Source organism: Klebsiella sp. DY2415 (assembly GCF_026314315.1).
GTDB lineage: Bacteria > Pseudomonadota > Gammaproteobacteria > Enterobacterales > Enterobacteriaceae > Klebsiella > Klebsiella ornithinolytica.
This window is the reverse complement of the sequence record NZ_CP111115.1, coordinates 197595-210685: the sequence shown is the minus strand read 5'-3', so window position 1 is coordinate 210685 and position 13091 is coordinate 197595. Positions and strand designations below refer to the sequence as shown.

Here is a 13091-nt window from a genome sequence, read left to right as displayed (position 1 = left end):
AAGCACAGATAATTGCCAGTCCTCCGTTCACTGTTAAGAATCTACTACGTATCAGGCCGTTTCTTTACCCCGTTCGTCTTATCCTGCACTTTACAAAAAAGGCTGATTATTATGAAGATAAAGAACCTTTGCCTCACGCTCTGTGCTTCGCTCCTGCTGACCAGTATGGCGGGGATTGCGAAAGAAGTTAAGATTGGTATGGCCATTGACGATCTCCGCCTTGAGCGCTGGCAGAAAGACCGCGATATATTTGTCAACAAAGCCGAATCATTAGGCGCGAAAGTATTTGTTCAGTCCGCCAATGGTAATGAAGAAACACAAATGTCGCAAATTGAAAATATGATAAACCGCGGCGTTGATGTTCTGGTTATTATTCCCTACAACGGTCAGGTCTTAAGCAATGTGATTAAAGAAGCGAAACAGGAAGGTATTAAAGTTCTGGCCTACGACCGTATGATAAACAACGCAGATATTGATTTCTATATTTCCTTTGATAATGAAAAAGTGGGCGAAATGCAGGCCCAAAGCCTGGTGGATAAAACCCCTCAGGGAAATTACTTTCTGATGGGTGGTTCTCCGGTGGATAATAACGCCAAGCTGTTCCGTGCCGGACAAATGAAAGTCCTCAAGCCTTATATTGACGAAGGTAAAATTAAGATCGTTGGCGACCAGTGGGTTGACGGCTGGCTGCCGGAAAATGCATTAAAAATTATGGAGAACGCCCTCACCGCTAACAATAACAAAATCGATGCGGTTGTCGCTTCCAACGATGCTACCGCCGGCGGCGCGATTCAGGCATTAAGCGCGCAGGGTCTGGCGGGGAAAGTCGCCATTTCCGGCCAGGATGCCGACCTTGCTGGCGTGAAGCGCATTATTTCCGGCACGCAGACCATGACCGTCTATAAACCGATTACCACCCTTGCCACCACCGCCGCTGAAATTGCTGTCGAGCTCGGCAATGATAAAGCGCCGCATGCTGATACCTCGTTGAATAACGGACTTAAAGATGTCCCGTCCCGCCTGCTCACCCCGATCGAAGTGAATAAAGACAATATTGAACAGACGGTCATCAAAGACGGTTTCCACAAAAAGAGCGAATTATAATTCCTGACGCCCCTCGCCGGGGCGTCATTCTCGTCCAGCCGGATATCGCTTATGCGGAGCATCTATGTCCTGGTTACTAGAAATGAAAAATATCACCAAAACCTTCGGGACCGTGAAGGCGGTAGACAATATCAGCCTGCGGCTTAACGCCGGAGAAGTTGTCTCACTTTGCGGCGAAAACGGTTCTGGTAAATCCACGCTCATGAAAGTCCTGTGCGGAATTTATCCGCACGGCAGCTATGACGGTGAAATTATTTTCGCCGGTGAAACGCTTAAGCCCAATCATATTCGCGACACCGAACGCAAAGGTATCGCCATTATTCACCAGGAGCTCGCGCTGGTTAAGCACCTGAGCGTTCTGGAGAATATTTTTCTTGGCGCGGAAATCTCCCGCTATGGTCTCCTTGATTATGAAACCATGACCCTGCGCTGTCAGAAGCTGCTGGCGCAGGTGAATTTAACGATTTCACCCGATACCCGCGTCGGCGATCTCGGGCTGGGGCAGCAACAGCTGGTTGAAATTGCCAAAGCGCTCAATAAGCAGGTGCGTTTATTAATACTTGATGAACCCACCGCCTCATTAACCGAGCAGGAAACGGCCATTCTGCTGGATATCATTCGCGATCTGCAGGCCCACGGCATCGCCTGTATTTATATTTCCCACAAGTTGAATGAGGTGAAAGCCATCTCAGACACCATCTGCGTCATTCGCGACGGCCAGCATATCGGCACCCGCGACGCCAGCGGCATGAATGAAGATGATGTGATAACCATGATGGTTGGCCGCGAACTCACCGCCCTCTACCCGAACGAGCCGCACGACTGCGGCGACGAAATTCTACGCGTCGAGCATTTGACCGCCTGGCATCCGGTCAACCGGCACATTAAGCGGGTCAACGATATCTCTTTTTCACTGCGTCGCGGTGAAATCCTCGGCATTGCCGGACTGGTCGGCGCCGGGCGTACCGAGGCCGTACAGTGCCTGTTTGGCGTCTGGCCGGGACGCTGGGAAGGGAAAGTGTTTATTGACGGTCAACCGGTGGCTATCCACCACTGCCAGCAGGCTATCGCCCACGGTATTGCCATGGTCCCTGAGGACCGCAAGAAAGACGGGATCGTGCCGGTGATGGCGGTAGGTAAGAACATCACTCTGGCGGCGTTAAGTCAGTTTACCGGCCCGCTGAGCAGCCTGGATGACGCCGGGGAGCAGCACTGTATCCAGCAATCTATCCAGCGGCTGAAAATCAAAACGTCATCGCCAGAGCTGGCCATTGGCCGCCTGAGCGGCGGCAATCAACAGAAAGCGATTCTGGCCCGCTGCCTGTTGCTGAATCCGCGCATCCTGATTCTCGATGAACCCACTCGCGGCATCGATATCGGTGCGAAATACGAAATCTACAAATTGATTAATCAGCTGGTGCAGCAGGGGATCGCCGTCATCGTCATCTCATCAGAGCTGCCGGAAGTTCTCGGGTTAAGCGATCGGGTGCTGGTCATGCATGAAGGCAAGCTGAAAGCCAATTTAGTCAATCATCATCTGACCCAGGAGCAGGTGATGGAAGCCGCGTTGAGGAGCGAACACCATGTCGAAAAACACGTCGTCTGAGATAAAAATCATCCCGCCCGCCCCTGCCGGTCTGTCTGGATTCAAAGGGCTGAACCTTCAGGTTTTTGTGATGATCGCCGCGATTGTGGTGATTATGCTGTTCTTCACCTGGGCCACCGAAGGCGCCTATTTAAGCGCGCGAAACATTTCTAACCTGCTGCGGCAGACGGCGATCACCGGCATCCTGGCGGTCGGGATGGTGTTCGTCATTATTTCCGCCGAAATCGATCTTTCCGTGGGCTCGATGATGGGGTTGCTCGGCGGCGCGGCGGCAATTTTTGACGTCTGGCTCGGCTGGCCGCTGCCGCTGACCATTGCGGTCACCCTGGTGATGGGGCTGGTACTCGGCGCCTGGAACGGCTGGTGGGTCGCCTACCGTAAAGTCCCGTCGTTTATCGTCACCCTCGCCGGAATGCTGGCGTTCCGCGGTATTCTGATCGGGATAACCAACGGCACCACCGTCTCCCCCACCAGCCCGGCCATGTCGCAAATTGGACAAAGCTATCTGCCTGACGGCCTGGGTTTCGGTATCGGCGTCATTGGTATGGCGGCCTTTATTGTCTGGCAATGGCGCGGTCGCCTGCGTCGTCAATCCCTGGGATTAACCACACCAGCGCCAACCTCGACGGTGGCACGCCAGAGCATTACCGCGGTTATCGTGCTCGGCGCCATCTGGCTATTAAACAATTATCGCGGCGTCCCGACGCCGGTTCTCATCCTGGCAGCTCTGCTGCTGGCGGGGATGTTTATGGCCACCCGAACGGCCTTTGGCCGGCGAATTTATGCCATTGGCGGTAACCTGGAAGCGGCACGCCTGTCGGGGATTAGCGTTGAACGAACCAAGCTGGCCGTTTTCGCCATCAATGGTCTGATGGTGGCCATCGCCGGTCTGATCCTCAGTTCGCGTCTCGGTGCCGGTTCGCCTTCAGCCGGTAACATCGCCGAGCTGGATGCTATCGCCGCCTGCGTTATCGGCGGCACCAGCCTCGCCGGCGGGGTAGGCAGCGTCGCCGGCGCCGTCATGGGGGCATTTATCATGTCGGCGCTGGATAATGGTATGAGCATGATGGACGTCGCCACCTTCTGGCAGTACATCGTCAAAGGTGCCATTTTACTGCTGGCGGTATGGATGGATTCGGCGACAAAGCGCAGAACGTAAGCCCGCTTAATGGAAGAATGCCCGAATTCTATGCGCTACCACCAGATTTACGCATAAGACGCTTGTCATGATTCGGGCATTGGCCGGTATTGTATGGCCAGAAAGAGAGACCAGGAAAAGAGACTATGTTTGCAAAGCGCCACCGTATTACGCTGCTATTCAATGCCAACAAAGCCTACGACCGACAGGTGGTCGAGGGGGTAGGAGAATATTTACAGGCATCGCAACAGGAATGGGATATCTTCATCGAAGAGGATTTTCGGGCGCGTATCGAGAATATCAGGGAGTGGCTGGGCGACGGCGTGATTGCTGATTATGACGACCCGGAAATCGAAAGACTGCTGGCCGACGTCGAGGTCCCGATTGTCGGCGTCGGCGGCTCCTACCATCGCCCCGAATGCTATCCCCCGGTGCACTATATTGCGACGGATAACGCCGCGCTGGTCGAAAGCGCCTTCCTGCATCTGAAAGAAAAGGGCGTCCAGCGCTTCGCTTTTTACGGGCTGCCCACTTCCAGCGGAAAACGCTGGGCTGTCGAGCGCGAACACGCGTTTTGCCAGCTGGTCGCGAAGGAGAAATATCGCGGCGTGGTTTACCAGGGGCTGGAGACCGCGCCGGAAAACTGGCAACACGCGCAGAACCGTCTCGCGGACTGGCTGCAAACGCTCCCCCCGCAAACCGGAATCATCGCCGTGACCGATGCCCGCGCTCGCCACGTGCTTCAGGCCTGCGAGCTGCTGCATATTCCGGTGCCGGAAAAGCTGTGCGTCATCGGTATTGATAATGAAGAGCTGACCCGCTACCTGTCGCGCGTGGCGCTCTCCTCCGTCGCGCAGGGAACCCGGCAGATGGGTTACCAGGCGGCCAAGCTGCTGCATCGACTGCTGGATAAAGAGCCGCTGCCGCTGCAGCGCCGGCTGGTGCCACCGATGCGCGTCGTTGAACGACGCTCTACGGACTATCGTTCGCTCACCGACCCGTCGGTGATTCAGGCGATGCACTACATCCGCAATAACGCCTGCAAGGGCATCAAGGTCGAGCAGGTGCTGGATGCCGTCGGCATCTCCCGCTCTAACCTCGAGAAGCGCTTCAAGGAGGAGGTCGGCGACACCATTCACTCCATCATTCACAGAGAGAAACTCGAAAAGGCCCGCAGTCTGCTGGTCTCCACCACGCTATCGATTAATGAAATTTCGCAAATGTGCGGCTATCCGTCGCTGCAATATTTCTATTCGGTATTTAAGAAAGAGTACGACGTGACGCCGAAGGAGTACCGGGATCGGCACAGTGAAGTGATGATGTAGGGCCGGTGAGATGAAAAGAAAATGCCCGGGGCTTACGCTCCGGGCATTCGCTATTACATATGGGCAGCGATCAGCCGCTGGTTGTCCTGATACATCGCGAAGAGATAGTTGTTGTAGCTCGACCCTTTCGTCGAATAGCCCTTCAGCTTATGAATCATGGTGCTGGCCGTCACTTCCTGATCCGTTTTACGCAGCTGCGCACGGGATTTACGGAAGGACTTGTATGCCGGATGCGTGTTCAGGTTCGTCACATAAGCCTGTACAGACTCCTCCACGGAATCAAACTGGGAGTAGCCTTTCATCGCACCGCGGCAGTTTCCGCCGCCGCATTTCATACCAAACAGATTGTTGTTCATCCGCGCCAGTTTGGACGTCCCCCAGCCGCTTTCCGCCGCCGCCATGGTCGCCACCATACTGTTCGGAATGATGTCAACGCGTTCCATCAGCGTGTTCCAGGGAATATGGCGCGTATTACCAGACCATTTCACCTTATAGCGTGCCGTAATATCCTTCAGACGCGTGCGCTCTGTCGGTGACCAGCGCGAGTCGTATTGCTTGGCAACAAGCCAGTTACGATCGGCGGTAATCACCTGATTCTGTTTAGTAATATAAGGCATTACTGTCCGGAGAAACGCTTTTTTCCTTGGGGTTCCGGAAGGGTATTTTCGCAAATCAGGAAGTGAACTACTCTTTACACTATTGCGAGAATACTCTTGTTTACTGCTTACCTTAACTTGACTACTTTTCTTTACTTGTGAGGCTTTATGACTCGTTGTTGCTGTGTGGGTTGTTGCCAACACACTACCTGAAAATATGCAGGTAAGTAACATGAGTATCGCAGCCCCATATCGTCGCATGGGAATCGATATCATTAGGTCTCCTGGTCGGATTTAATCATTCCAACACCTTGTTTTACGCAAAAAAACGTTAATTGAGTCGCGAATAGTATCAAAAATACCCAGTGAGAGCACTAACAGAAATAGTCCAATTCCTAAAAGCTGTCATCTGAAATCGGTTTCCGCACCGTCATCAGGGGGCAAAAATGCTAGCGCCGTCTCATTTTTTGCCTGTTTTTTGACCGCTGTCACTCACCCCTTTTTGTCATCCCTGCAAAAGCGCAGATGGGATGAGTTCATTACCCGCTTTGCCGGGCAAACTGAACAAAAAACCGCTCACAGGACTCCAGAATGAAACTCGCTGCGCTAGCGTCGCTCTTGTTGCCAGGAATGGCCTTCGCCGCCTGGACCACCGCCGATTTTCCGGCCTTTACCGAAGAGGGCACCGGCAGGTTTATCAGTCAAAACGAGGTGGCGAAGGGTACACGTCCGCTACAAATTAATTTTGACCAACAGTGCTGGCAGCCCGTCGGCGCCATCAAACTCAACCAGATGCTCTCCATGGAACCCTGCCGCGGCACCCCTGCACAATGGCGGGTCTTCCGCGAAGGTCGCTACACGCTTGAAGTCGATACTCGCTCCGGTACGCCGACGCTGATGCTTTCTCTGGAGGAAAAAGAGGCGGCGACAGCTTCCGCGCCGCAGCTGCGTCAGTGTCCAAAATGGGATGGTAAGCCGCTGACGCTGGATGTCAGCAAGACCTTTGCCGAGGGCAGCAAAGTCCGTGATTTCTACAGCGGCAATGTCGCCACGGTCAGCGCCGGGAAAATTACGCTGCAGCCGGCCCCCAACAGCAATGGTTTACTGCTGCTTGAAAGTGCGGAAACCACCGCCGACGCGCCTTTCAACTGGCATAACGCCACCGTCTATTTCGTGCTGACCGACCGTTTCGTCAACGGTAACCCGGCCAACGACAACAGCTATGGACGCCACAAAGACGGTATGCAGGAAATCGGCACCTTCCACGGCGGCGACCTGCAAGGGCTGACCAGCAAACTCGACTACCTGAAAGCGTTGGGCGTTAACGCACTGTGGATAAGCTCGCCGCTGGAACAAATTCACGGCTGGGTCGGCGGCGGAACCAAGGGCGATTTCCCGCATTACGCCTACCACGGCTACTACGCCCAGGACTGGACAAAGCTGGATGCCAATATGGGTACTGAGGAGGATTTGCGTCGCCTTGTCGATGAGGCGCACAAGCGCGGTATTCGCATCCTGTTCGATGTGGTGATGAACCACACCGGCTACGCCACCCTCGCCGATATGCAGACGTTCAAATTCGGCTCGCTGTATCTGCAGGGCGACGAACTGAAAAAAACGCTCGGGGAACACTGGACCAACTGGAAACCCGGCCCGGGACAGACCTGGCACAGCTTCAACGACTACATCAACTTCAGCGATAAAGCCGGCTGGGAAAAATGGTGGGGGAAAAAATGGATTCGTACCGATATCGGCGACTACGACAACCCAGGCTTTGACGATCTGACCATGTCCCTGGCTTTTCTGCCGGATCTGAAAACCGAATCAACCGCCCCTTCCGGGCTGCCGAATTTCTATCAACAAAAGCCTGATACGGCGGCAAAAGTGATTCCAGGCTATACGCCGCGCGATTATCTGACCCACTGGTTGAGTCAGTGGGTACGTGATTACGGCATTGACGGCTTCCGCGTCGATACCGCCAAACACGTCGAGCAGGCTGCCTGGCAGCAGTTGAAAACCCAGGCCACTGCGGCGCTGGCGGAATGGAAAAAGGCCAATCCGGATAAAGCGCTGGATAACGCGCCTTTCTGGATGACCGGTGAAGCCTGGGGTCATGGGGTAATGCAGAGCGATTACTACCGCCACGGTTTTGATGCGATGATTAACTTCGACTACCAGGATCAGGCGGCGAAAGCGTCAGGCTGTCTCTCCAGTATTGACCTGACCTGGCAGCAGATGGCGGATAAACTGCAGACGTTTAACGTTCTGAGCTACCTCTCCTCCCACGACACGCGCCTGTTCCGCGAAGGCGGCAGCACTGCGGCAGAACTGCTGCTGCTCGCACCAGGCGCGGTACAGCTCTTCTATGGCGATGAGTCCGCGCGGCCATTCGGACCTACCGGCTCAGATCCGTTGCAGGGGACACGTTCGGATATGAACTGGCAGGACGTCGAGGGTAAAGCCGCGCTCAGCGTCACCCACTGGCAGAAACTCGGCCAGTTCCGCGCCCGCCACCCGGCAATCGGGATGGGTAAACAAACCACGCTCTCTATGCCGCAAGGTTACGGTTTCGTCCGTGAAAACGCCGATGACAAAGTCATGGTGGTATGGGCAGGCCAACGATAGCCCCGCTTCTGATGGCTCCCCGATCTCTTTGGGGGAGCCTTTGCAGAATAAAAAACTAATTCCCATCGATAATCCAGCATAAAAATGAAATCTTCGACTTTCCTGCCGATTTGCACCGCGTCGAGGCTGGCGTTATGGTTATCCACTTTCCAGGAAGACCGATAGATTATCCGCAATGACATTTTCACTTTTCGGCGACAAATTCACCCGTCATTCAGGCATCACCCGCTTGATGGAAGACCTCAATGACGGCCTGCGCACGCCGGGCGCAATCATGCTGGGCGGCGGTAATCCCGCGCAGATCCCGGAAATGAACGAATACTTCCAGAACCTGCTGGCTGACATGCTCGCCAACGGCAAAGCCCTTGATGCGCTTTGTAATTACGACGGTCCGCAGGGAAAAAGCGAGCTGCTGACCGTGCTGGCGCAGATGCTGCGTGAAGAGCTGGGCTGGGAGATCGAACCACAGAATATTGCGCTAACAAATGGCAGTCAGAGTGCGTTTTTCTACTTATTTAACCTCTTTGCCGGGCGCCGTGCGGATGGCACTACCCGCAAAGTCCTGTTCCCGCTGACGCCGGAATATATCGGCTACGCCGACTCGGGCCTCGAAGAGGATCTGTTTGTCGCCACCCGCCCGAATATCGAGCTGCTGCCAGAAGGCCAGTTTAAATACCACGTCGATTTCGAGCATCTGCAGGTCACCGAAGAGACGGGGATGATTTGTGTCTCTCGCCCGACCAACCCGACCGGTAACGTGATTACCGACGAAGAGCTGATCAAACTGGATGCGCTGGCCCACCAACACGGCGTCCCGCTGGTGATTGATAACGCGTATGGCGTGCCTTTCCCGGGAATTATTTTCAGCGACGCCAGGCCGCTCTGGAACCCGAATATTGTGCTGTGTATGAGCCTGTCCAAGCTGGGCCTGCCGGGCAGCCGCTGCGGGATCATCATAGCCAATGAGAAAATCATTACCGCCATCAGCAACATGAACGGGATTATCAGCCTTGCGCCGGGCGGAATGGGGCCGGCGATGATGTGCGAAATGATCAAACGTCATGACCTGCTGCGCCTGTCGGAAACGGTCATCAAGCCGTTCTACTATCAGCGCGTACAGGAAACTATCGCCATTATCCGTCGCTATCTGCCGGAAGATCGCTGCCTGATTCATAAACCTGAAGGGGCGATTTTCCTCTGGCTGTGGTTTAAAGATCTGCCGATCTCCACCGAACTGCTGTACCAGCGGCTGAAAAAACGCGGTGTATTGATGGTTCCGGGCGACTACTTCTTCCCGGGGCTGGATAAACCCTGGCCGCACACGCATCAGTGCATGCGTATGAACTACGTGCCGGATCCGCAAAAAATCGAAGCGGGCGTGCAAATCCTCGCCGAAGAGATTGAGCGGGCCTGGAGTGAACAGGGCGCCGCGTAACCGGCTCATCGCCATCGGCCAACCCGTAGCCCGGACAGGCGCGCCAGCGCCGCTTCCGGGGAACACGCCGCAAGCATCATCGCTACATCGCCAGCGCCATGCGCTGGCGACGCTCGGCGCTAAGTCTTTCCAGTTCGCTCGGTTCCATGCAGCGCAGCGCCTGGGTCGGACAGGCCGCCACGCAGGCCGGGCCTTCGTCGGTGTGGCTGCATAAATCGCATTTCAGCGCCTGCACCCCTTCCCCGGTCATCATCACGCTCATCGCCCCGTACGGGCAGGCCACCATACAGCTTTTACAGCCAATACAGCGCCGCTGATCGACGCGCCAGACCCCACGGTCGCGCTGGATAGCCTCAACTGGACAGACATTGGCGCAGGGTGCGTCTTCACATTGCCGGCACAGGGTGGCCGTAGACAGCGCATCGCTTTTCACCACCCGGATACGGGGCGCAAACTGAGTCGCAGAAACCGTCGAACAACTTTGGTCGTGCTGATGGGAGACCACGCAGGCCACTTCACAGGTACGGCAGCCAATACACTTCTGGGCATCCGCGATGATAAAACGGTTCATCCACTGCTCCATTGGGGATAAAACGGCAGCGTGCCAGAAATATCCTCCTGCGCGCCTTGATCCTGAATGGAGTCAGCGGTTTTTTTCCGTTACGTCAGCGGAATTTGGTCATCTGCCTTAGCTTTCCCGTACGGCAAAACCCAGCTCACGTGAAATCGCCTCTGCGGTATCGCGCAGCGGTTTCAGCAAGTTCTTTTCGCCCACCTGCTTCAGGCGCGAGGTCGACAGGGAGATAGAAATTGCATAAGGCACCCGACGATGGATATCAAACACCGGGACCGCCAGACAGGAGACGCCTAGTTCGTTCTCTTCCCGGTCCATCGCCATATTGCGCTCGCGGATCTGCGCCAGCTCATCATGCATTGCGGGCAGCCCGGTGATGGTATTCCGGGTCAGTGGCTGAATAATATCCTGGTGAGTTTCCCAGTAGTTCTCGACATAGTCAGGGTGCCCAAAGGCCATGTAGATCTTGCCCATCGCCGAGCAGTACAGCGGCATATGCTGGCCGATATAGGCCCGCGTGCGCAGCATCCCGGTGGTGGGTTCCAGCTTGTAAATCAGAATGGCGTGGTCATCTTCCCGACTGGAGAAGTTCACCGTTTCGCCGGTAACCAGGTTCAACGTCTCGAGATGCGGCGCGGCAACGTGGATGATATTCAGCGAGGAGAGCGCTTTTTGCCCCACCGCAATGAACTTGGTGGTCAGCCGATAGCTACCGGCTGCGGGTGCGGGCGTCACATAGCCGCAGGATTGTAGCCCCTGCAACAGGCGATGGACGGTGCTTTTATTCAGGCCCGCCAGCTCCGAAAGGTGCGCCAGCGGGCAACCGTTCGGATAGTTACTGAGGATTTCAATCAGCATCAACCCGCGGAACAGGCTCTGGCTTCCCGCAGGCCTTTCTTTGTCTTGCGTCATTTCTCTCTCTTTTGTGTCCATCGCGTCAGCTCCCCTTTTCGACCCGCACTGATGGTAGCGCAAAGTGTGTTTCACTTCACGATCTGAACAGAAATTTTGTAATTGACTGATTTTATTGAATTTCAAAAACAACCTCTTCGATTGCTTTGTGAAATCATGATCGATATATTTGAAATCAGATTTCGCATAGTGAAATTTATAGCGTGCAAAACGTTCTTTCCCACACGGCGGGAGGTCACCTTAAATGGCAGAAGCAGCAGTGTTGTCTCCGTTGTTATCCATGCGCCACATTATCAAGCGCTTTGGTGGAAATGTGGCGGTCAATAACGTCAGTCTGGATATTTATCCGGGCCAGGTTGTGGCACTGCTGGGAGAAAACGGTGCCGGTAAATCGACGCTGATTAAGGTGCTGGCGGGCGTCTATTCCCGCGATGGTGGCGAGATCCTGTTTCGCGGTCAGCCGGTGGATTCCGCCGCCGCGTTACGTCAGGGTAACGAACAGCCTATCGCCTTTATTCATCAGGATTTAGGCCTGGTAGAGTGGATGACCGTCGCCGAAAACATGGCGCTGGTGATGGGTTTCCCCCGTCGCTTCGGCCTGATTGACTGGGCGGCCACCAAACGCCAGGCGCAAAAAGCGCTGGAAGATATCGGCATTCAGCTCGACCCGGATGACCGCGTGTTTGACCTTTCCCGCACCGAAAAATCCCTGCTGGCGATTGCCCGCGCGGTGGCAGTTGACGCCTCGGTGCTGGTGCTCGATGAACCGACAGCCTCACTGCCTGCCGACGATGTCCGCCACCTGTTCCGCGTGATGAACATCCTGCGCGAGAAGCAGGTTGGCATGATTTACATCACCCACCGCCTGGATGAGGTGATGGAGATGGCGGATACCGTTTGCGCGATGCGCGACGGCTGCTACGCCGGGGGCGGCGATATCGCTCGCTATAGCTTGCGTGGTCTGGTCGAGCTGATTGTGGGCGAAAGCCTCGGCGGCGATCGGCGTCAGGCCTTACCCGATGCCAGCGCGCCGGTGCTGTTGAAAATGGACAACGTCAAAGTGGGCGATACCGGGCCGGTCTCCTTTGAGCTGCGTGCCGGTGAGATGGTGGCACTCGCCGGTCTGCGGGGTGCCGGTCAGGAAGAGATTGGACGTTTACTGTTTGCCTGCAGGCCGCAGGAGAGTGGACAAATCACGTTAAGTGGCGTGCCGTTTACGGCGACAACACCAGGGGAAGCGATGTCCGCAGGCATCTCTTTTGTCGCCGGCGACCGTCTTCATGAAAGCCTGATTCCGGGCATGATGGTGCGTGAAAACCTGTTTATGAACCCTTGTAAACACGGCCATGCGCTGTTTTCCCGCTATAACGAAAAAAGCGAAGCGCCGCTGAGCCGGGAGAAAATCCGCCAGTTCGACGTGCGCCCTGCGCAGATAAATATTGAAATCAGTGCGCTGTCGGGCGGCAACCAGCAAAAAGTAGTCATGGCACGCTGGCTCTCGCTCAATGCCCCGCTGCTCATCCTGGAAGATCCTTCTGCTGGCGTTGATGTAGGCGCACGCGCAGAAATTTACGATTTACTCAATCAGGCGCTGCAAAACGGCGTTGCCATTCTGGTCATCTCCAACGACCTGGAAGAGGTAGCGCACATCTGTAACCGGGCATTGGTGTTTAACCGCGGGCAGATCGTCGGCGAACTTCTCAACCAGGATGTCACCTTTGCCAGATTGCTTGAGCTGGCATCAGGCAGCGGCACCATACATTAAGTCGGAGTGCG

At 55.3% G+C, this 13091-nt stretch carries 10 protein-coding genes; 7 read left to right on the top strand and 3 right to left on the bottom strand.

Going from position 1 to position 13091, the window contains the following annotated elements:
• Positions 1–111: 111 nt before the first annotated feature.
• The 4 genes from xylF to xylR all read left to right on the top strand — a co-directional run bounded on the left by xylF (position 112) and on the right by xylR (position 5173).
• Positions 112–1104, top strand: a complete 993-nt coding sequence (gene xylF, locus OQV00_RS00990; protein WP_004868818.1) for a D-xylose ABC transporter substrate-binding protein — start codon at positions 112–114, stop codon at positions 1102–1104.
• A 64-nt stretch (positions 1105–1168) separates the two neighbouring features.
• On the top strand, positions 1169–2710 hold the full coding sequence (locus OQV00_RS00985; RefSeq protein WP_064356585.1) for a xylose ABC transporter ATP-binding protein: 1542 nt from the start codon (positions 1169–1171) through the stop codon (positions 2708–2710).
• Positions 2688–3869 carry a xylose ABC transporter permease XylH gene (xylH, locus tag OQV00_RS00980; protein WP_266279698.1) on the top strand — a complete coding sequence of 394 codons (1182 nt, stop codon included), beginning with the start codon at positions 2688–2690 and terminating at the stop codon, positions 3867–3869. The genes OQV00_RS00985 and xylH overlap by 23 nt, the downstream gene beginning before the upstream one ends.
• A gap of 125 nt (positions 3870–3994) precedes the next feature.
• Entirely contained in the window at positions 3995–5173 is a 1179-nt protein-coding gene (gene xylR / locus OQV00_RS00975) for a D-xylose utilization transcriptional activator XylR (protein WP_004868824.1), read from the top strand.
• A 53-nt stretch (positions 5174–5226) separates the two neighbouring features.
• On the opposite strand, the gene OQV00_RS00970 is transcribed toward xylR, so the two are convergent.
• Positions 5227–6045, bottom strand: coding sequence for a protein bax (locus OQV00_RS00970; RefSeq protein ID WP_071824661.1), 819 nt, complete (start codon positions 6043–6045; stop codon positions 5227–5229).
• Positions 6046–6360: 315 nt separating this feature from the next.
• On the opposite strand from OQV00_RS00970, the gene OQV00_RS00965 reads away from it, so the two are divergent.
• Positions 6361–8394, top strand: coding sequence for an alpha-amylase (locus OQV00_RS00965; RefSeq protein ID WP_004868828.1), 2034 nt, complete (start codon positions 6361–6363; stop codon positions 8392–8394).
• 175 nt (positions 8395–8569) lie between these two features.
• On the top strand, positions 8570–9829 hold the full coding sequence (gene avtA / locus OQV00_RS00960) for a valine--pyruvate transaminase (protein WP_004868832.1): 1260 nt from the start codon (positions 8570–8572) through the stop codon (positions 9827–9829).
• 82 nt (positions 9830–9911) lie between these two features.
• Here avtA and OQV00_RS00955 read toward each other — a convergent pair whose 3' ends face one another.
• Both OQV00_RS00955 and yiaJ read right to left on the bottom strand, forming a co-directional pair.
• The gene (locus OQV00_RS00955; protein WP_004868835.1) at positions 9912–10400 is read right to left on the bottom strand and encodes a 4Fe-4S binding protein; all 489 of its coding nucleotides are present in this window, start codon (positions 10398–10400) and stop codon (positions 9912–9914) included.
• A 117-nt stretch (positions 10401–10517) separates the two neighbouring features.
• Positions 10518–11336, bottom strand: a complete 819-nt coding sequence (yiaJ, locus tag OQV00_RS00950; protein ID WP_004868836.1) for an IclR family transcriptional regulator YiaJ — start codon at positions 11334–11336, stop codon at positions 10518–10520.
• Positions 11337–11559: 223 nt separating this feature from the next.
• Here yiaJ and OQV00_RS00945 point away from each other — a divergent pair, with 223 nt between their 5' ends.
• Entirely contained in the window at positions 11560–13080 is a 1521-nt protein-coding gene (locus OQV00_RS00945; protein ID WP_004868839.1) for a sugar ABC transporter ATP-binding protein, read from the top strand.
• Positions 13081–13091 lie beyond the last annotated feature (11 nt).

What these genes read in the sequence shown, in the direction of transcription:
- xylR (WP_004868824.1), top strand. Translation starts at nt 3,995, where the DNA reads ATGTTTGCAAAGCGCCACCGTATTACGCTGCTATTCAATGCCAACAAA.
- OQV00_RS00945 (WP_004868839.1), top strand. Translation starts at nt 11,560, where the DNA reads ATGGCAGAAGCAGCAGTGTTGTCTCCGTTGTTATCCATGCGCCACATT.
- OQV00_RS00965 (WP_004868828.1), top strand. Translation starts at nt 6,361, where the DNA reads ATGAAACTCGCTGCGCTAGCGTCGCTCTTGTTGCCAGGAATGGCCTTC.
- xylH (WP_266279698.1), top strand. Translation starts at nt 2,688, where the DNA reads ATGTCGAAAAACACGTCGTCTGAGATAAAAATCATCCCGCCCGCCCCT.
- yiaJ (WP_004868836.1), bottom strand. Translation starts at nt 11,336, where the DNA reads ATGGACACAAAAGAGAGAGAAATGACGCAAGACAAAGAAAGGCCTGCG.
- OQV00_RS00955 (WP_004868835.1), bottom strand. Translation starts at nt 10,400, where the DNA reads ATGAACCGTTTTATCATCGCGGATGCCCAGAAGTGTATTGGCTGCCGT.
- OQV00_RS00985 (WP_064356585.1), top strand. Translation starts at nt 1,169, where the DNA reads ATGTCCTGGTTACTAGAAATGAAAAATATCACCAAAACCTTCGGGACC.
- OQV00_RS00970 (WP_071824661.1), bottom strand. Translation starts at nt 6,045, where the DNA reads ATGATATCGATTCCCATGCGACGATATGGGGCTGCGATACTCATGTTA.
- xylF (WP_004868818.1), top strand. Translation starts at nt 112, where the DNA reads ATGAAGATAAAGAACCTTTGCCTCACGCTCTGTGCTTCGCTCCTGCTG.
- avtA (WP_004868832.1), top strand. Translation starts at nt 8,570, where the DNA reads ATGACATTTTCACTTTTCGGCGACAAATTCACCCGTCATTCAGGCATC.